Origin of the sequence: Loktanella sp. 3ANDIMAR09 (assembly GCF_001420005.1) — a bacterium.
Taxonomy (GTDB): Bacteria; Pseudomonadota; Alphaproteobacteria; order Rhodobacterales; family Rhodobacteraceae; genus Loktanella.
Map to the genome: position 1 here is coordinate 33,119 of NZ_LJAK01000004.1, position 16,659 is coordinate 49,777.

24 protein-coding genes and 2 tRNA genes are annotated in these 16,659 nt (G+C 61.7%); 18 read left to right on the forward strand and 8 right to left on the reverse strand.

What is annotated here, in order from left to right; translation table 11 throughout:
* Nucleotides 1-25 precede the first annotated feature (25 nt).
* Nucleotides 26-271 carry a hypothetical protein gene (locus tag AN189_RS07380; RefSeq protein WP_056033466.1) on the reverse strand — a complete coding sequence of 82 codons (246 nt, stop codon included), beginning with the start codon at nt 269-271 and terminating at the stop codon, nt 26-28.
* A gap of 97 nt (nt 272-368) precedes the next feature.
* Here AN189_RS07380 and AN189_RS07385 point away from each other — a divergent pair, with 97 nt between their 5' ends.
* From AN189_RS07385 to AN189_RS07465, 18 genes are all read left to right on the forward strand, one after another.
* On the forward strand, nt 369-1,028 hold the full coding sequence (locus AN189_RS07385) for a helix-turn-helix transcriptional regulator (RefSeq protein ID WP_172794878.1): 660 nt from the start codon (nt 369-371) through the stop codon (nt 1,026-1,028).
* Between the two features lie 29 nt (nt 1,029-1,057).
* Nucleotides 1,058-1,522: a hypothetical protein gene (locus AN189_RS07390; protein WP_172794879.1), complete on the forward strand. Its 465-nt coding sequence runs from the start codon at nt 1,058-1,060 to the stop codon at nt 1,520-1,522.
* 348 nt (nt 1,523-1,870) lie between these two features.
* Nucleotides 1,871-2,071, forward strand: coding sequence for a hypothetical protein (locus AN189_RS07395; RefSeq protein ID WP_056033476.1), 201 nt, complete (start codon nt 1,871-1,873; stop codon nt 2,069-2,071).
* Complete coding sequence (locus AN189_RS07400; protein WP_056033480.1) at nt 2,071-3,018, forward strand: YqaJ viral recombinase family protein; 948 nt, start codon at nt 2,071-2,073, stop codon at nt 3,016-3,018. The genes AN189_RS07395 and AN189_RS07400 overlap by 1 nt, the downstream gene beginning before the upstream one ends.
* Nucleotides 3,019-3,110: 92 nt before the next feature.
* Nucleotides 3,111-3,398 (forward strand): hypothetical protein, encoded by a 288-nt coding sequence (locus AN189_RS07405; RefSeq protein ID WP_157057417.1) that lies wholly within the window; start codon nt 3,111-3,113, stop codon nt 3,396-3,398.
* Nucleotides 3,391-4,158 carry a hypothetical protein gene (locus AN189_RS07410; protein ID WP_157057418.1) on the forward strand — a complete coding sequence of 256 codons (768 nt, stop codon included), beginning with the start codon at nt 3,391-3,393 and terminating at the stop codon, nt 4,156-4,158. Before AN189_RS07405 ends, AN189_RS07410 begins: the two co-directional genes overlap by 8 nt.
* A 107-nt stretch (nt 4,159-4,265) precedes the next feature.
* Nucleotides 4,266-5,117, forward strand: a complete 852-nt coding sequence (locus AN189_RS07415) for a hypothetical protein (RefSeq protein ID WP_172794880.1) — start codon at nt 4,266-4,268, stop codon at nt 5,115-5,117.
* Between the two features lie 94 nt (nt 5,118-5,211).
* On the forward strand, nt 5,212-5,880 hold the full coding sequence (locus tag AN189_RS07420; RefSeq protein ID WP_056033487.1) for an exonuclease domain-containing protein: 669 nt from the start codon (nt 5,212-5,214) through the stop codon (nt 5,878-5,880).
* A complete protein-coding gene (locus tag AN189_RS07425; protein ID WP_056033490.1) occupies nt 5,877-6,158 on the forward strand; it encodes a phosphopantetheine-binding protein in 282 nt (93 codons plus the stop codon). Before AN189_RS07420 ends, AN189_RS07425 begins: the two co-directional genes overlap by 4 nt.
* A 2-nt stretch (nt 6,159-6,160) precedes the next feature.
* Nucleotides 6,161-6,493: a hypothetical protein gene (locus tag AN189_RS07430; protein ID WP_056033493.1), complete on the forward strand. Its 333-nt coding sequence runs from the start codon at nt 6,161-6,163 to the stop codon at nt 6,491-6,493.
* On the forward strand, nt 6,490-6,816 hold the full coding sequence (locus tag AN189_RS07435; protein ID WP_056033496.1) for a hypothetical protein: 327 nt from the start codon (nt 6,490-6,492) through the stop codon (nt 6,814-6,816). Before AN189_RS07430 ends, AN189_RS07435 begins: the two co-directional genes overlap by 4 nt.
* Nucleotides 6,813-6,962, forward strand: a complete 150-nt coding sequence (locus tag AN189_RS19125) for a hypothetical protein (RefSeq protein ID WP_157057419.1) — start codon at nt 6,813-6,815, stop codon at nt 6,960-6,962. The genes AN189_RS07435 and AN189_RS19125 overlap by 4 nt, the downstream gene beginning before the upstream one ends.
* 1 nt (nt 6,963) lies before the next feature.
* Nucleotides 6,964-7,521, forward strand: coding sequence for a Lar family restriction alleviation protein (locus tag AN189_RS18740; RefSeq protein ID WP_083484305.1), 558 nt, complete (start codon nt 6,964-6,966; stop codon nt 7,519-7,521).
* Nucleotides 7,518-7,790 carry a hypothetical protein gene (locus AN189_RS07445; protein ID WP_056033501.1) on the forward strand — a complete coding sequence of 91 codons (273 nt, stop codon included), beginning with the start codon at nt 7,518-7,520 and terminating at the stop codon, nt 7,788-7,790. The genes AN189_RS18740 and AN189_RS07445 overlap by 4 nt, the downstream gene beginning before the upstream one ends.
* A 4-nt stretch (nt 7,791-7,794) precedes the next feature.
* Entirely contained in the window at nt 7,795-8,451 is a 657-nt protein-coding gene (locus AN189_RS07450; protein ID WP_056033504.1) for a hypothetical protein, read from the forward strand.
* Nucleotides 8,448-9,032, forward strand: a complete 585-nt coding sequence (locus AN189_RS07455; protein ID WP_056033507.1) for a hypothetical protein — start codon at nt 8,448-8,450, stop codon at nt 9,030-9,032. Before AN189_RS07450 ends, AN189_RS07455 begins: the two co-directional genes overlap by 4 nt.
* Nucleotides 9,033-9,233: 201 nt before the next feature.
* Complete coding sequence (locus AN189_RS18745) at nt 9,234-9,521, forward strand: AlpA family transcriptional regulator (protein ID WP_083484330.1); 288 nt, start codon at nt 9,234-9,236, stop codon at nt 9,519-9,521.
* A complete protein-coding gene (locus AN189_RS07465) occupies nt 9,511-10,653 on the forward strand; it encodes a hypothetical protein (RefSeq protein ID WP_056033511.1) in 1,143 nt (380 codons plus the stop codon). Before AN189_RS18745 ends, AN189_RS07465 begins: the two co-directional genes overlap by 11 nt.
* A 23-nt stretch (nt 10,654-10,676) precedes the next feature.
* Here AN189_RS07465 and AN189_RS07470 read toward each other — a convergent pair.
* From AN189_RS07470 to tgt, 7 genes are all read right to left on the reverse strand, one after another.
* Nucleotides 10,677-10,752, reverse strand: a tRNA-Val gene (locus AN189_RS07470).
* Nucleotides 10,743-11,348: a histidine phosphatase family protein gene (locus AN189_RS07475; RefSeq protein ID WP_056034185.1), complete on the reverse strand. Its 606-nt coding sequence runs from the start codon at nt 11,346-11,348 to the stop codon at nt 10,743-10,745. The genes AN189_RS07470 and AN189_RS07475 overlap by 10 nt, the downstream gene beginning before the upstream one ends.
* A gap of 70 nt (nt 11,349-11,418) precedes the next feature.
* A tRNA-Val gene (locus AN189_RS07480) sits at nt 11,419-11,493 on the reverse strand.
* A 12-nt stretch (nt 11,494-11,505) separates the two neighbouring features.
* Entirely contained in the window at nt 11,506-11,949 is a 444-nt protein-coding gene (locus AN189_RS07485; RefSeq protein WP_056033514.1) for an HU family DNA-binding protein, read from the reverse strand.
* Between the two features lie 157 nt (nt 11,950-12,106).
* Nucleotides 12,107-14,515, reverse strand: coding sequence for an endopeptidase La (lon, locus tag AN189_RS07490; protein WP_056033516.1), 2,409 nt, complete (start codon nt 14,513-14,515; stop codon nt 12,107-12,109).
* 266 nt (nt 14,516-14,781) lie between these two features.
* Complete coding sequence (locus tag AN189_RS07495; RefSeq protein WP_056033520.1) at nt 14,782-15,342, reverse strand: hypothetical protein; 561 nt, start codon at nt 15,340-15,342, stop codon at nt 14,782-14,784.
* A 16-nt stretch (nt 15,343-15,358) separates the two neighbouring features.
* Entirely contained in the window at nt 15,359-16,489 is a 1,131-nt protein-coding gene (gene tgt, locus AN189_RS07500) for a tRNA guanosine(34) transglycosylase Tgt (RefSeq protein WP_056034189.1), read from the reverse strand.
* Between the last annotated feature and the right edge of the window lie 170 nt (nt 16,490-16,659).

The following is a 16,659-nucleotide window of genomic DNA, read 5'->3' on the forward strand; positions in this document are numbered from 1 at the left end:
TGTTTGAGGCATGAAACAAAAAACATCATCCCGCCTCCCGCAAAGCGTCGATCACGCTCTCAGGGTAGAAATCCGCCGGGCTCAAACCCCAGCCCCTGGCGGGCGAGGCCGCCAAAAGCAGCGCGGCACACTCGGGCGGGATAAATCCGCCAGTGCCGCGCTTTTCTTTCGAGAAGGTCCACTTTCGGACAGACGACACCGCCCGTCCGGTGACTTCGGAGACGGCCTCAAAGCCGCCGCAGGTCGCAATGATTGATTTAGCAGGTTCCATAGCGCCACATATTCCGATTATCGGAGATTTAGTCAAGCGCGAATGTTCCGATTTTGTGAGGTTTCCCGTTTTGCGGAAATCGGAAAGAATGCACGACATGGAAATCGTCGACGCCGAATGGATCAAAAAACGCCTGACAGGTGCGCGCGGCGAGAAGTCCCGCCTTGCCGATTGGCTAGGCATGCCCGCAAACAAAGTGACCAAAATCCTAACCGGCGAACGGCGCGTTCAGGCGGCCGAGGTCCCGGCCATCCTTTCCTTTTTCGAGGAGGAACAAGCCAACCGGTCAGCCGACGACGCGCTTCCGTTTCGGATCAACGAAAACACGGGGCCCGCATCGGACTCGACGATGGTTCAGCTTTTCCAGGTCGAGGCGTCGGCCGGCAACGGATCGGTGGTCGACGAATCCGACGAGGTCGCAACCGAATTGACCCTGCCCCGTGGATATTTGCGAAAAATTACGGCGTCGCACCCGCGGCATTTGGCGATTATCAGCGTTAAGGGCGACAGCATGAGCCCGACACTACGCGACGACGACCTAGTCATGGTCGACCGCAGCAAGACCGATCTGTCATTCGACGGCCTGTTCGTTTTGCGCTTTGACAACGCCCTGCACGTCAAAAGGATCGGCCGATCACCTGTTCGCGGCCACGTTCGAATTATATCAGATAACGCGGTTTACGGGGCGCAGGACTATCCTGCCGACGACGTTGCCGCGATTGGGAAAGTCATCTGGTCAGGAGGGAAAATAGGATGAAATCAAAGTGTTTGGCGGCAATTTTGTCGGTGATAGCGACCGCCGGATCGGCACAGTGGATGCACGAGGAGTCAGGCGGCGCATTTGACGGATCACCTACGCAGCTGGCGATGGCGGCAAACCTCGATTACGGCTTTGGGCTGCGATGCACCGACGAATTTGATCTGGTCGCGATATTCGTGACCCCGGAACAAATCGACCAGGATACCCTGGACCGCATGACGGCGTTGCTGCCGACGGTGCTGATCAGGGTCGACGACAACGAACCCTTTGAATTGCCATCCGAAGGGCTCGTGGCTCCACAAGGCGCGTCCTATCTTGGCGACGCGCCCGCCGACCTTGCGGTTCAAATCGCAGGCGCGAAAACAAGCGTATCTGTCGCGATTTCCTTGCTGGGGGAGATTTACCACGAAACCCGGTTCGGATCATCGGGATCGACCCGGGCGGCAAATCTTGTGATCGAAAACTGCGGATTGGACCCGGCGGATAGCTGATCCTCTACCCCCGCGCGCGCGGTGATTGAGAACGCGCGCACGCGCATGGAATGACCGTTCCGCTTGTTGATACGTTGTCTCATTCTATCGTTGCAATTTTTTACAAACGTCAGTCAAGAGGAAAAAAAGCGACACGGTTGATGGGGGCGGCCCTTATAGGGGCCGCCCCCTTTCTCTACCGACTCGCCTGATCAGCACCAGCGCCTGACGGATTCGCGCAAGGACGTCCGCACGTCCGCAAGCGTGAGTCGCAACGGCGGCACAAAGAAATTTCCGATCATCGGAATTTTTTGGGTTGACCTTAGTTCCGATATTCGGATTAAGTCGGTTCCAACGAAGGAGCCAAAAATGCTGATTTCCCGATTTGCAAACATTCGCGACCAAGACCTGCTGCCCTGGTCGCCGCCCCGCAGGGGGCGCATCCGAGGCGCGATCAAGGAGGCGTTTTACGCCGTCGCCTTTGTCGTCGTCGTCATGTCGTTGGTCTGGGTCTTGGCTGACGTCGCATGGACCTACCTCGTGTTTTGCGAACCCTGCGAGGCGCGATAATGGGGCGGATCGAGGCGCATTATCCCAAGACCCGCGACGCCTGGCACGCCCTGCGCGCAAAGGACGTGACCGCGTCGGTCGTCGGAGCCCTTTTCGGGGCTCACGAATACACGACCCGGTTCGAACTTTGGCACCAAAAGGCGGGAAATCTGACAACCGCGCGCGAGGAAACCGCCGCAATGCGTCGGGGCACGCTTCTTGAGCCGGTCGCGGTTGCCATGCTTGCTGATGCCCGGCCGGATTGGCGGATCAGCTACAGCACATCGCAGATGGTCTATTTTCGCGATGCCGAGGTTCGTCTTGGCGCAACGCCTGATTTGATCGTGGATTGCCCCCAGCGTGGACGGGGAACGGTTCAGATCAAAACCTGCACCGCTGGCGACTTCGCAAAGAAGTGGCGCGGCGACGATGGCGAACCCGAGGCCCCCCTCTGGATCAATCTGCAAACCGAGGTCGAGCGATATCTGACGAATTCGCAATGGGCCGCCGTTGCCGTTCTGACGCTCGACACAAGGGCTCAACTCGAAATCGAAATTGTCGACGTTCCGCGCGTCGACGGGGTGATCAGTTCAATCAAAGGCGCTTGCCGCACATTCTGGGCCGACGTCGCGTCGGGCCTTGAGCCTGATCCAGATTTCACGCGCGACGCCGACGTCATATCCGCCGCCTACCCTGCCGAGGATCCTGAAAAGCATCTCGACCTGACCACCGCCGCCGATATTGAAACACTGATATCGGAGGCGCAGGAGGCGTCCCGGCAGCGCCAAGAGGCCGACGCCCGGCTCAAATCATTGCGTGCGGAAATCAAGCACCGGATGGGCGACGCTGATACGGCGCACCTATCGGGCGGGCGTCAAATCACACTCCGAACCGAGCATCGGCCTGGCGCATTTACGGGGCCCAGCAAGTTCCGGCGCCTACGCCTTCCGCGGGCGATCCAGCAATGACGCGCCAACAGAACATAAAGGCCGCCGCCCCGACCCGCTGGGTTCTGGCGGCGCGGTTCGATCAAGATATCGACACGCGCGGGATGCGTCAGATGTGGGCCAAGGCCCTGATGCTTGCGCTTTGCGATATTGTGAAGCCCCCCGCGCTGACCGGGACCAAAGAGAAAGACACGCGCAATCACGTCGAATGGCAAAACGGGTTTTCCTATTTGGACAGCCGCGATTTTCGCGAAGTCGCCAGCCTTGCCGGGTTTGAACCCAGCGCGATTGCAGATCGGATCCGCCCTCTTGCCAACGACCGAAAGGCCGCCGCGCGCATGGCGAAAGACTTTTACGCAGACCGCAACCACCAGAAAAAAGGGAAAATCAAAGATGCCTGATGGAACAACAACAGCCCGCCGTCGCGCTGTCGACCAAGTGTTCGGCGACAACCGCGCGCCGATCGCGGAGGTCCTGCCCGCCGACCACGCCGATCTGGTCGCGGAAATCAACCGCGCTTGCGTCGACGCCAAAAACCGCACGCCGGCAAAAATCACGACGGAAAATGAACTGACAGACGCGGGGAAGATCATCACCGAACTCCGCGCCTTGGCGAAAAAGGCCGACGGCGTTCGATCGGATGAAAAGGCCCCGATCATCGAAACGGGCCGCGCGATTGACGGATTTTTCCGCGATCTGATCCAGATGATCGACGGCGCGATCACGCCGTTGCGCAGCGCCGCCGATGATTTTGCGCGCCGTCGGGCGGCCGAGGAAGCCGCACGCCGCCGCCGCGAGGAAGAAATCGCCCGGGAAAAGGCCGCCGCCGCCCAGAAACGCGCGGAGAACGCCAAATCGCCCGAGGCCGCGGCAAAGGCCGCCGCCGAACAGGAGGCGCAAGAGGCCGTCGCCAGCGGCGCGGCACAGGCCAAGACGCAACCGGTTCGCGGGAATGGCGTCACCGCCGGCACGCGCAAAACCTGGGACTTTGAAATCCTGGACTCGTCGGCCTTGCGCCAATCGCTGGGGGCCCTTGGTCCGTTTCTCGACGAGGCGTCGCTTGAAAAGGCGATCCGATCCTTCGTGAAAATCCACAAGGGTTCGACCGCCCTGCCCGGCGTTCGCGCCTTTGAAAAAACCACCACGCAATTCCGCGCCTAAGCGCGACGAAAGGGAACGACATGAACGACCTAGCGACAACAACGGCCACGCAACAACAGGCCCCGACGCGAAAAGCCGACCTCCGGTCTGATCGTCCGGGCGGCGCGATGCTCCCAAGCACGTTCGAGGAAGCCTGGCGCTTGTCCGAGGCGCTTGCCAAGGGTGGTGGCGACATGATCCCGAAGCATTTTCAGGGCAACGTCGGCGCGGTCTTTGCCGCGATCCAGCGCGGGGCCGAATTGGGCTTTGCCCCAATGGCCTCGATGCAACAGATCGCGGTGATCAACGGTCGCCCGTCGATTTGGGGCGACGCCCTCCCCGCCTTGGTCCTTCGGGCCGGCCATCGGCTCGACGAGGTCGTCGAGGGCGAGGGCGACAAGGCCGTGGCGACCGCGACCGTGACCCGTGGCGATACCGGGCACCAGATCACCCGCACGTTTTCGATGGCTGATGCAAAAAAGGCGGGCCTCGCCGGGAAGCAGGGCCCTTGGCAGCAATACCCAAAACGGATGCTCCAAATGCGGGCCCGTGGCTTTGCTGTTCGCGACGGCTGCGCCGACGTTTTGCTGGGCTTGTCGGTTGTCGAGGAGGTCCGGGACGCGCCGCAAATGCGTGACGTGACCCCGGCCAGCGCCGCCCAGAAAATGCAGGCAATCGCAAGCGCCGGGACCGCCGATCCCGCGCCCGCTGACGATCAGATTGATGATCACGGTGCGCAAAACGACGCGACACGGGAAACCACCGACGATCACCGCCAAGCGGATCCGGGCGAAACCGCCAAGGAGCCCAGCGAACCGACCGGAGACGAAATCGAGGCGGCGCGGAGCCGCGGGTTCGAGTCTTTCGACCTGGGCGTTCCCTTGGCGGCAACGCCCCCCGAATACGCCGATTTTCCCGCGCTGACGAAGGCGTGGAAGGCCGGATGGAACGAAGGCGAGAAGGCCGCAAAGGCGGGCTGATCCCCACGAAATAGGTCGCCGCGACCTCCTCCCCGCGTCGATCTAGGGGCGATCCAAAAGATCGCCCCGCCAACAACCCCCGAAAGGAATCCACATGATCCCGACCTACCTTGTTTTTGACACCGAAACCACCGGCTTGCCCGTTCGTTCCGCGCGCGGCGAACCGCCGGTCCCTGCCGATGATCCCCGCCAGCCCCGCGTGCTGTCGTTTGCCGCTATCGTTGCCAACGCAGACGGACACGAAATCAGCCGGGACAAGATTTACGTGCGGCCCGAGGGTTTCACGGTCGCGGAATGCGATGCCCGCGCAATCGCTGACGGCAAGCGCCCCGCTTCTGAAATCAATGGTCTAAATGACGATTTCCTTAACGAATATGGCCATCCGATTGGCGCTGTTCTTGATATCTGGAATCAGGCGATAGACGGGGGCCTGATCCCGGTCGCCTTCAACGCGCAGTTCGACACCAAGATGATGCGGGGCGAATTGCGTAGCGCAGGGATGCCGGATCGGTTTGAAGAAACGCCCAACATCTGCGCCATGAAGGCACTATGGCCCTACCGCGCCGAGGGCCTGGACGTAAAGTCTGGCGGATTTGTTTCCCTCGCCATTGCCTGCGAATACTTCGGGATCGTCAACGAAAACGCTCACGATGCAATGGCCGACGCCGAGGCCGCGCGGGCAATCCTTGAACGATTGATCCGCGATGATCGCCTGCCTAATCCGACGCTCCGGACAGCCAAGAATCACGGGGCCACACTATGAACCGCGCCCTTATCAAAACCGAGACCAAGGTCATTGAAATCCTGACCGAGCATCTTTTTGCGCACTCGGAACACAAGATCCGCATCGTTCCGACAACGACCCTTGGCGACATGGACACCGACAGCCTCGATCACGTCGAAATCGCGATGCTGATCGAGGAAGAATTCGAGATGGAATTCAGTTCGACCGTGATCGACACGGTCTTTAACGGCTCGGCCACGGTCGCAAGCATCGCGGCAGCAATCGACGCCCATCGTTCCGAAAAGGGGGCGGCATAGTCATGGGCCGCGCATTGAACGACACGGTCGTCATTCGCTTGGCCCGCAGCGAGGCGGAATCCATCCGGCTTGGTCTTGCCGATATCCTTTGCTGGATATCCGGTTTCAGGGCCGCACGGGAGGGCACGGACCTTGCCGGTCACGAGCCGCTTGGCGTTGACCGGGCCCGCGATATCAGCCGCAAGCTACTTGGTGCCTTGGAACCGTTGGATTTGGCCCAGATCGAACTGCAATCCTTGATTGCGGCGACGCACACGAGACTCAAGGCCGCGGGCGACCATCAGACCGCCCACCTGCTCCTGACCGTCGCCCGCGAGGCAGGGTATGACCTATGACATACCGACCCAAAACGTTCCGCGATGAAACCGCCCGCCAACAGTGGCTCGCAAAGCAAAGGCGCAGTCCTGACGGCCTCGGCCCCGCGCCGGATGCCGATTTCCGCGCCCTGCTTGATGCGAATACCGAACAGCGGGTGCTAGAAACCAAGGCGCTGCACGCGGTTCGCGATCTGCGCCAAGCCGCCAGCGCCGCAATCGAGGCAATGGACAAGGCACATCCGAACTCCGACGCGACCGCGCTGGTGCGCTCGATCCGCGACCAGATTGACACGCTGTTTATGTCCGGCCGGCGTGCCGTGTCTCGGGAGCCACGCGAATGAGCCGCCCGCGCATGTGCTGGCCTTGCCGCCTGTTCTGGCAGGCCGTGGTTGTATTTGTCGCGGTTGGGCTTGTGGCGATTGCCGTCCTGCTGATCGCCGTGGCCGCTGACGCGCTGTTTTACCTGACAACGATGAAAGGAAAGTGAGATGGGTGATGCACTGAAACCATGCCCGTTTTGTGGGGGGAATGCCGCGATATCGAAAGACTATGACCCAGACGGCAGTGGCGCATTCTATGCAATTCGATGCAACAACTGCCGCGCCCAGTCATCGAACGTTTACGCGGTTGAGACATGCCCAATTCACTTCGCGCAAGTCAGGGGCGCATGGAACACCCGCGCCGAGGCCGACGCCCTGCGCGCAGAGGTCGAAAGGCTGCGGGGGGAACTTCGGAGCGTTGCAAGGCTCGCGCATAGCGGATTGCAGTCTGGCAAGCGAATATCAGAGCAATCTTGCCTTGAACTGATTTTGAAGGACGCCCGCGCCGCCCTCGCCCCGACAGGTGATGCACAGAAGGCCCCTGCCGATACCGTAGAGGTGATGGCGGTGGATTGCGTCGGCTGCGGCAAACCAGCGACCGGGCGATGCATGGTCGATTGCGGTATGTCGCTTTGCGGCTATCCGGTCTGCGACACATGCGCTCATGTTGATGAAGGCTACGGGTGGTCGCACAAGCCCCGCCGCACGACTGGCGGTGACGCATGATCGACGGCAACACCCGCGCAATCGACGCACACCTCGCAGAACACGACGCCAGGATCGGGACCGAGGAAGGTGAACGCTGCAACCGTCAGGGCTGCGACGGGACGATGGTTTTCGAGGACGTTGAGGGCTGTTCCTGCCACATCAACGCGCCGTGCCACGGCCACGAGAACCAGCAAATAATTTGCGACGGCTGCGGCTACGGCCCAGACGATGAACCCGCCGACGATGATCGCGGCGACTATCTCCGCGACAAGGCACAGGACAGGTGACGAAATGACCGACCGCCCGATCCCCTTTTCCCCAGACATGATGCGCGCGGTCCTGCGCGAGATCGCCGCGCCTGGCACCGGCAAGACGCAGACGCGGCGGGTGCTGAAACCGCAGCCCGAACCGGGCGGCGAGGCGCGTTTATGGACGCCGCCCAACCCGTCGATGCTTTGCGTCCAAATAGACAAGCGGCACATACACGGCAGCACAGTGGCAATTACCGTTCCTGCCCCCAGCGACCGGCTCTGGGTCCGCGAGGCGTGGCGGACCACCACGTTTTACGACGACCAACCGCCGCGCGACATGGGAAGCGAGACACCGATCCGCTACGAGTGCGACGGCGCATGGGAAACATGGGGATGGAAGCGAGACCACAACGAAGGCCGCTACCGCCCGCCGATGTTCATGCCTCGCTGGGCCAGCCGCGTGACGCTGACCGTCACCGACGTGAAAGTGCAGCGCGTGCAGGACATATCCGAGGCCGATGCGTGGGCGGAAGGCGTCCACAGACAGCCGTTCGACACCGGAACCGAAATGTTCCGTACCCTCTGGGACAGCCTGAACGACAAGCGCGGATTCGGCTGGGACGTGAACCCGTGGGTCGTCGCCGTCACCTTCCGCCCGGTGGCGGGCAACATCGACCAGATTGGAGAGGCAGCATGATCGACGCATTCCCTTTGCAATGGCCGCACGGCCGCGCGCGCACAAAGGCCCGGTCGGATTCCCGGTTCAAGGTTTCGCATTCCAAAGCGTTCGAGGAAATGGTGTCAGAACTGGACCGGTTCGACGTTACACACGTCGTCGTCAGCACAAACATTCCCCTGCGGCGCGACGGCACGCCATACCGCGACGGCCTAAATGAGCTGCTCGAAGATCCGGGCGTTGCGATCTACTTCACCCGCAAGAAGCGACAGATTGCGCTGTGCTGCGATACCTACCGCCGCCCATACGAAAATATCCGGGCGCTGGGACTGGCGATCAAATCTCTGCGCGACATGGACCGACACGGGGCAGGCCAGATCCTAGATCAAGCGTTCGAGGGTTTGACTGCGCTGCCCGCGCCCGGCGCGACGGACGAGGCCGACAACCGCGCGTGGTGGGTTGTGCTGGGATGCCAACCCAACGCCAGCGCCGACGAGGTTCGGGCCGCCTACAAGAAGCAAGCCCGCGAGGCGGGCGGCGCATCGGTTGAATTGAACGCGGCAAAGGATGCCGGGCTGATAGCAGCGGGAGAGGCAGCATGATTTGGCGCGGTGAAACCCAGAAGCAATGGATAGAGCGGATGGCAACGTGGCAGCGATGGTTCGCCTGGCATCCAGTCCAGTTGGATGATGGGTGCTGGATTTGGTTAGAAACGGTCGAACGAGTCGTTGATCACTACCGGGGGCCGTATTTGCGGCTGGATCGCGTCTGGCGCTACCGGAAAATCGCAGCGGGAGGATCCGATGGGACATAACCGCCGAACAGATCACGCCCTCGCGGCCTCTGCCGTCCAGACGCCCCCGGCCCCTCGACTGCTTGGATACGTCAGCGTCAGCACCCTTGCGCAGCTGCTCGACGTATCCGAAACGACCGTCTGGGACTTGACTCGCAAGGGCCACATACCGAAGCCTGTCCGCTACGGCGGTTCAACCCGCTGGCGCTGGTCGGACGTCGAGGCCCACATCGAGGGGCGACAGGGCGCGCCGGCCGTCGACGACGATCCGATTTTGAGGGCAAGCCGTGGCAGCTGATCTGACGCTTGAGGCCTACGTGCAGCGCAAGAAGCGCGGCGCGCGGGAATACTTCTATTTTCGCGTGGTGCGCGACGGGAAAGAAACCCGCCTGCCATTGCCCCACCCGTTCAGCGCAGACTACCGCGCCGCCTATGACGCAGCACACCGCCAGGTTTTCGGGTCGGCACCTGGTGATTTCGACAGCCCTACCGGGGTGCGCGCCTTGGTCAAGGCGCATCGCGCCAGCGCCCGCTACGAACGCCTGCCGAAGCAGTCCAAAACGATCCGCGAATACGCCCTGACCCTGATCGACGATCGCTGGGGCGATTTCGAGGCCCGCGATATTCGCCCGATCCACGTTCAGGCGCTTTACGACACCCTTGCCGCACGCCCGGCCAGCGCCAACCGACGGCTGGACGATATCAGCGCCATTTTTGGCTGGGGGATCCCGCGCGGGTTTGTCGACGAAAACCCCTGCCGCGGCGTCGAACGGGTCCAAAGCACCGACAGCTATGAGCCTTGGCCCGACGCGGCCCTTACGATCCTGATGGAGCAAGGCCTGCCGCATATCGTGCGGCCCGCGCTTGTCGCCACCTACACCGGCCAGCGGCGCGGCGACGTTCTCAAACAATTCTGCGACCACCAGATCGACGGCGCGACGTGGTATCTCAAACAGGGCAAGACGCAGAACGAGGTTCCGGTCCCGCTGCACCCGGTTGTGCTGGCCTTGGCAGAATCCGAACGGGCCGCCCGTCGCGCGGCCGCCGTGGTCGATCCCAAGCGCCCGCTGCTGACGAACAGCAAGGGCGACGTCTGGACCGATAGTGGATACGGCGCGTCATGGCGCACCGAACTGATCCGGCTGGGCCTGCGCCCCGAAAAGAATGACGATTACGAGGACGGCCAGTTTCGCCCGACATTCCACGGGCTGCGCCATACGACGGCTACGATGATCGCAAACGCGGTCGCCCGGAACCCGGATCTATTCGGCGGAATCGGTCGGGTGAAAACGATGCTCGACCACCTGTCCGAGCGCATGGCCGCGCACTACGCGCGCCGCGCTGAGGTCGAACACATGAACGCCGAAACGATTCTGCTCTTGCCTGACATTGGGAACACAGGGGCAAAAATTGGGAACGCGCCGCGATGAAAGGTCAGAAAACGCCTTATTTATGGTGGGTGGTGAGGGGCTCGAACCCCCGACATTTTCGGTGTAAACGAAACGCTCTACCAACTGAGCTAACCACCCGCTGCGGATGGATTACCTAATGCTGAGGGCGAGCGCAACTCCTCCTGGTGACCCTGGCTGAGGTAAAACACGTTGCCCTGCCCCCCCGGCAGATCCGCCAGCGCCTCGGGCCCCAGACCCAGCACCAGACGGCGCAACACGCGGCTGATGATCCCGTGACACACGATGACGGCTGGACCGTCCAGATCATCCAGAAACGCCTGTGCACGGGCCGTCAGTGCCGCCAGCCCCTCACCCGGTGCCCGTGCATAGAGCGTGACATCCCCGTCCGGTCCTTCGACCAGGTCACCCGTCACGAGGTCGCGGCGCAAACGGCCCTGCCACGCGCCCACGTCGATTTCCATCAGGCGGTCATCCGTGCGGATCGTGGTGGCAAGCGGTCCCAACGCGATCGCCGCCGTTTGCACAGCGCGGCCCAACGGGCTGGTGTAGAAGGCAAATCCGGTCAGATCCACACCCGCCAACAGCGCCGCCTGCGCTTGCGCCTGGGCCATACCACGTGGTGTCAGCGGTGAATTCAAGTGCCCCTGCATGCGACCCTCGGCGTTCCAGACGGTTTCGCCGTGCCGCAGGATGTAGAGGTCCGGATAGGTCATAGCGTTGATCCCGTGTTCATGCGCCGACAATGCAAAAAGGCGCCACCCTGCGGTGACGCCTTTTGTATTCTGGTGGGTGATAAGAGATTTGAACTCCTGACATCTTCGATGTGAACGAAGCGCTCTACCACTGAGCTAATCACCCGCGAGTGGGGATTTAGCCGTCCTCGTCGTCGTCTGCAACCCCGGTTTTTGAAGTGTTTGGCCCTGCGCCCTGACCAGCGCCATCCTTCATCGTGCGCAGCTTGAGCGTCAGCATCTGCGCGCCCTCGCCCAGATCCTTGGATTTGATGGATTTCAACTTGCCCATCGGTGGCAATATCACCTCTCCACCGGCCAGCAAAATGTCCGCAAGTTCCGCCATGGCGGCCTCGATGGCGGGTTTGGCGTCCTTTTTCTTGACGCCGGACCGGGCCACGGCGCGGTCGATGAATTCGGGTTTCTTGATTGGCTCGCCTGCGTCCAATGCGGTCGCGGTCCCGACCACCTTGGGGGCCGGTGCGGCCACTTGCGCCCTGGCTGGGGTCGTGTCGACCTTTGGCGTCGCAGCCTTGAGTGTGACGGTCTTGCCCTCGGTGGCGGGGTTCGTTTTCGTTGACATCGCAGGCTCCGATTCCGGTGTGCGCCAACCTTAACGAAACTTTGCGGCCTGACCATGACCGATCCGCAGGAATTCACGACCTGTGACGACCGCGCCGCCAAAACGAAAAACAGCCCCGCCGGTGTGGCGGGGCTGCATTGGCTGTCTGGTCAAAGGGTCAGTGGAAACCGGTCGATGCCTCGAGGCCGCGCCGGGCCAGCGTGGCCGCAGCGGCGGCATCCTCTGCCTCTTGGTCCCATTCGATCGGCTCTGGCTGGCGAACCAGCGCATGTTCCAGAACCTCTGACACATGCGTCACCGGGATCAGGGTCAGACCTTCCTTCACGTTGTCGGGAATATCGGCCAGATCCTTTTCGTTTTCCGCAGGAATCAGCACGGTCTTGATTCCGCCGCGCAGGGCGGCCAGCAGTTTCTCCTTGAGCCCGCCAATCGGCATCGCGTTACCGCGCAGGGACACCTCGCCGGTCATGGCGATATCCTTGCGCACCGGAATCTGCGTCAGTACCGATACGATCGACGTGACCATCGCCAGACCGGCGCTGGGGCCGTCCTTGGGTGTGGCCCCGTCGGGGACGTGCACGTGAATGTCCAGCGTGTCGAACTTGGGCGGCGCAACCCCGATCTGCGGTGCTACCGACCGGACATAGCTGCTGGCGGCGTCGATGGATTCCTTCATCACGTCGCCAAGTTTCCCGGTCGTCTTCATGCGGCCCTTGCCCGGCAGGCGCAGCGCCTCGATGCTCAGCAGTTCGCCGCCGACCGACGTATAGGCCAGTCCTGTGACAACGCCGATCTGGTCCTCTTGTTCGGCCAGACCGTAGCGATGCTTGCGCACACCCAGGTAGTCGCCCAGATTTTCGGCCGTCACATCAATGGATTCGACCTCTCTCTTGACGATCTTCGTCACTGCCTTGCGGGCAACCTTGGCCAGTTCGCGTTCAAAGTTACGCACACCGGCCTCGCGGGTGTAATACCGCGCGATGTCGGTCAAGGCGCTGTCATCGACGGAAAACTCCTTGGGCTTCAACCCATGGTTTTTCATGACCTTGGGCAGCAGGTGCTGGCGCGCGATCTCGCGCTTTTCGTCCTCGGTGTAGCCGGACAGGCCGATGATTTCCATCCGGTCCAAGAGTGGCCCCGGCATGTTGTAGGAGTTCGCCGTCGTCAGGAACATCACGTTCGACAGGTCGTATTCGACCTCGAGGTAGTGATCGACAAAGCTGCCGTTCTGTTCCGGGTCCAGCACCTCGAGCATGGCAGACGCAGGGTCGCCACGGAAATCCTGACCCATCTTGTCGATCTCATCCAGCAGGATCAGCGGGTTCGTGGTTTTCGCCTTTTTCAGCGCCTGAATGATCTTGCCCGGCATGGACCCGATATAGGTCCGACGGTGACCCCGGATTTCGGATTCGTCGCGCACGCCACCCAGCGAGATGCGGATGAACTCGCGGCCCGTCGCCTTGGCCACGGATTTACCCAGCGAGGTCTTGCCCACACCCGGCGGGCCGACAAGGCACATGATCGGGCCCTTCAGCTTCTTGCTGCGCTGCTGTACGGCCAGATATTCGACAATACGTTCCTTGACCTTTTCAAGGCCATAGTGGTCGTCATCCAGCACCTTTTGCGCGTGACCAAGGTCCTTCTTGGTGCGCGATTTGGTGCCCCATGGCACGGCCAGGATCCAGTCGAGATAGTTGCGCACGACAGTCGCCTCTGCCGACATGGGCGACATGTTCTTCAGCTTTTTCAGTTCGGCATCGACCTTTTCACGGGCTTCCTTGGACAGCTTGGTGTCGTTGATCCGCGCTTCCAGCTCGTCGACCTCGTTCTGGCCGTCCTCGCCGTCGCCCAGCTCCTTCTGGATCGCCTTCATCTGTTCGTTCAGATAGTATTCGCGCTGCGTGCGCTCCATCTGGGTCTTGACGCGGGTCTTGATCTTTTTCTCGACCTGCAGCACGGACATTTCGCCCTGCATCTGGCCGTAAACCTTTTCCAGCCGGTCGGACACGGACAGGGTTTCCAGCAGTTTCTGCTTTTCATCCACCTCGATCCCCAGATGACCTGCGATCAGGTCTGCCAGCTTGGCAGGCTCCGTCGCTTCGCTGACGGCGGCCATTGCTTCTTCGGGGATGTTTTTCTTGACCTTGGCATAGCGTTCGAACTCTGCCGCGGCCGTGCGCGTCAGCGCCTTGAGCTCGTCCTCCTGACCGGGGACTTCCTCCAGGTAGCGGGCCGATGCCTCAAAGAACTGGTCGTTCTCGTGGAATTCCGTGATTTCGACGCGCGCACGCCCTTCGACCAGCACCTTGACTGTGCCGTCGGGCAGTTTGAGCAATTGCAGCACATTCGCCAGAACGCCGGTCCGGTAGATACCGTCGATCGCGGGATCATCTTCGCCCGGATTCATCTGGCTGGACAGCAGAATCTGCTTGTCGTCGCGCATCACCTCTTCGAGGGCGCGCACCGATTTTTCGCGGCCCACGAACAGCGGCACGATCATGTGCGGGAACACAACGATATCGCGCAGCGGCAGGACGGGGTATGAAGTCGCAAGTGGCTCTTGCATGGTATTTTTCCTTGTTTTGGCAAGACGGACCGGCCCCAATGCGGCGGCGCTCGTCCATCTCCTCGGATACAATATCTGGGGCATCAACGGATGCATTTCAACCAGACGATTGCAGCGCATTGGTGGCAATGATGAAACCTGCGCCGCAGAATAACAACCCACAGATGGCGATGCAGCGCGCGCGCCAAGATCGCGCCGCACAGCCCATCAGGCCTGCGTCACACCGCAGTCACCGACAAGGTCGGCAATGCGGGCCGCGCGACCCGTTATTCGCGGGTCAGCACCGAAGCAACGGTCACGAACAGGACCATCTCGCCCGTGTTCACGTCAAACTGATCAAGGCGCAGGATGCGGTCGTCGAAATAGGGGATCAACACCACCTGCCCGTCGAAACGCACGCCATCGGTATCTGCCTGATCGAAACCGAATGTGGCCACGAACTGCGGCAGCTTCTCTGGTCCGCAGGGCGTGTCCGACAGCACATCGGCCAGCGCCTCGGCCTGTGTGGTCTCCAGCAGATCATCCACCTGATCCACGTTGTAGACGGGGGTGGGTGACAGGACCATCGGCAACCCCTCGCCCCCCATCGCCGCTGCGATCGCCTCGACACTCAGGATACCGTCCGTCCCGATCGTGACACGTTCGGCCTCGGCGCGGGGCTGGATTTCCGTCTGGTCGATGACCGCGTTGACCCCCGACAGATAGGTGTCACCGCGCCAATCACCCGCCAGCCTGTCCAGCAGGGCTGCATTGTCGGTGACGCCGCACAGACTCTCCGCGCGCAAGCCAGCAGGCAGCAGCAAAAGTATGGCAAGAATGAAACGCATGGCTTGGCTCCTGAATTTATAGCGGGTCGATATCGCCCTGTGCCCGACCCGCGTGAAAGCCGGCCTCCCATTCGGCAAAGCTGCCCGCCGCGATGGCCGTGCGCATCTCCTGCATGATGACTTGGAAATAATGAAGGTTATGCCATGTCAAAAGCATGCCCGAAATCATTTCCTTGGCCCGGAACACGTGGTGCAGATAGGCGCGGGAATAGCCTGTGCAGGCCGGGCAGCTGCATCCCTCGTCCAGCGGGCGGGGATCGTCCTGATGGCGCGCGTTCTTGATGTTCACGACGCCGTGGCGGGTGAACGCCTGCCCCGTGCGCCCGGAACGGCTGGGCAGCACGCAGTCCATCATGTCGATCCCGCGTTTGACCGCACCCACGATGTCGTCGGGTTTGCCCACCCCCATCAGATAGCGCGGCTTGTCCACCGGCAGCATGTCGGTCGCATAATCGAGGCATCCGAACATGGCCTCCTGCCCCTCGCCCACGGCAAGTCCGCCCACCGCATAGCCTTCGAACCCGATGTCGATCAGGGCCTTGGCGCTTTCGGCGCGCAGATCGCGTTCCAGACCACCTTGCTGGATGCCGAACAGCGCATATCCCGGCCGATCGCCAAAGGCCGCGCGACTGCGCGCAGCCCAGCGCATCGACAGCCGCATGCTGTCCTCGATCCGCGCACGGTCCGCCGGCAAGGCGGGGCATTCATCAAAGGCCATCACGATGTCCGACCCCAGCAGGCGCTGAATTTCCATGCTGCGTTCCGGAGACAGATGATGGCGCGATCCATCCACGTGACTGCGAAAGGTCACGCCGTCCTCGGTCAGTTTGCGCAGCTCTGCCAGCGACATGACCTGAAACCCGCCACTGTCGGTCAGAATGGGTTTGTTCCAGTTCATGAAACCGTGCAGGCCGCCCAGCCGGTCGATGCGTTCCGCAGTGGGGCGCAGCATCAGGTGATAGGTATTGCCCAGCAGCACATCCGCCCCGGTCGCCGCCACACTGTCCGGCAGCATCGCCTTGACCGTAGCCGCCGTCCCTACCGGCATGAAGGCCGGTGTGCGGATGTCGCCGCGCGGCGTATGGATCACACCCGTGCGGGCCGCCCCGTCTGTCGCGTGCAAATCGAATGAAAAGCGGTCTGTCATTGTATTGGCCCCGGTCATGTCGCCCCTCCTTAATGCGAAGTGCGCGCGGATGGAATGCATGGGCGAAGACCTGCCACTCAGAGGATTTCATCTGGCCGTCACAAACCTGATGCGCCAGCGTTACAACTACAGGTTTTAGACCGCCTGCGATAACCAATTAGGGAGAACCC

Coding starts and splice junctions, on each gene's coding strand:
- AN189_RS07380 (WP_056033466.1), bottom strand. CDS start 271: ATGGAACCTGCTAAATCAATCATTGCGACCTGCGGCGGCTTTGAGGCC.
- AN189_RS07385 (WP_172794878.1), top strand. CDS start 369: ATGGAAATCGTCGACGCCGAATGGATCAAAAAACGCCTGACAGGTGCG.
- AN189_RS07395 (WP_056033476.1), top strand. CDS start 1,871: ATGCTGATTTCCCGATTTGCAAACATTCGCGACCAAGACCTGCTGCCC.
- AN189_RS07400 (WP_056033480.1), top strand. CDS start 2,071: ATGGGGCGGATCGAGGCGCATTATCCCAAGACCCGCGACGCCTGGCAC.
- AN189_RS07405 (WP_157057417.1), top strand. CDS start 3,111: ATGTGGGCCAAGGCCCTGATGCTTGCGCTTTGCGATATTGTGAAGCCC.
- AN189_RS07410 (WP_157057418.1), top strand. CDS start 3,391: ATGCCTGATGGAACAACAACAGCCCGCCGTCGCGCTGTCGACCAAGTG.
- AN189_RS07415 (WP_172794880.1), top strand. CDS start 4,266: ATGCTCCCAAGCACGTTCGAGGAAGCCTGGCGCTTGTCCGAGGCGCTT.
- AN189_RS07420 (WP_056033487.1), top strand. CDS start 5,212: ATGATCCCGACCTACCTTGTTTTTGACACCGAAACCACCGGCTTGCCC.
- AN189_RS07425 (WP_056033490.1), top strand. CDS start 5,877: ATGAACCGCGCCCTTATCAAAACCGAGACCAAGGTCATTGAAATCCTG.
- AN189_RS07430 (WP_056033493.1), top strand. CDS start 6,161: ATGGGCCGCGCATTGAACGACACGGTCGTCATTCGCTTGGCCCGCAGC.
- AN189_RS07435 (WP_056033496.1), top strand. CDS start 6,490: ATGACATACCGACCCAAAACGTTCCGCGATGAAACCGCCCGCCAACAG.
- AN189_RS19125 (WP_157057419.1), top strand. CDS start 6,813: ATGAGCCGCCCGCGCATGTGCTGGCCTTGCCGCCTGTTCTGGCAGGCC.
- AN189_RS18740 (WP_083484305.1), top strand. CDS start 6,964: ATGGGTGATGCACTGAAACCATGCCCGTTTTGTGGGGGGAATGCCGCG.
- AN189_RS07445 (WP_056033501.1), top strand. CDS start 7,518: ATGATCGACGGCAACACCCGCGCAATCGACGCACACCTCGCAGAACAC.
- AN189_RS07450 (WP_056033504.1), top strand. CDS start 7,795: ATGACCGACCGCCCGATCCCCTTTTCCCCAGACATGATGCGCGCGGTC.
- AN189_RS07455 (WP_056033507.1), top strand. CDS start 8,448: ATGATCGACGCATTCCCTTTGCAATGGCCGCACGGCCGCGCGCGCACA.
- AN189_RS18745 (WP_083484330.1), top strand. CDS start 9,234: ATGGGACATAACCGCCGAACAGATCACGCCCTCGCGGCCTCTGCCGTC.
- AN189_RS07475 (WP_056034185.1), bottom strand. CDS start 11,348: ATGACCTATCCGGACCTCTACATCCTGCGGCACGGCGAAACCGTCTGG.
- AN189_RS07485 (WP_056033514.1), bottom strand. CDS start 11,949: ATGTCAACGAAAACGAACCCCGCCACCGAGGGCAAGACCGTCACACTC.
- lon (WP_056033516.1), bottom strand. CDS start 14,515: ATGCAAGAGCCACTTGCGACTTCATACCCCGTCCTGCCGCTGCGCGAT.
- AN189_RS07495 (WP_056033520.1), bottom strand. CDS start 15,342: ATGCGTTTCATTCTTGCCATACTTTTGCTGCTGCCTGCTGGCTTGCGC.
- tgt (WP_056034189.1), bottom strand. CDS start 16,489: ATGACAGACCGCTTTTCATTCGATTTGCACGCGACAGACGGGGCGGCC.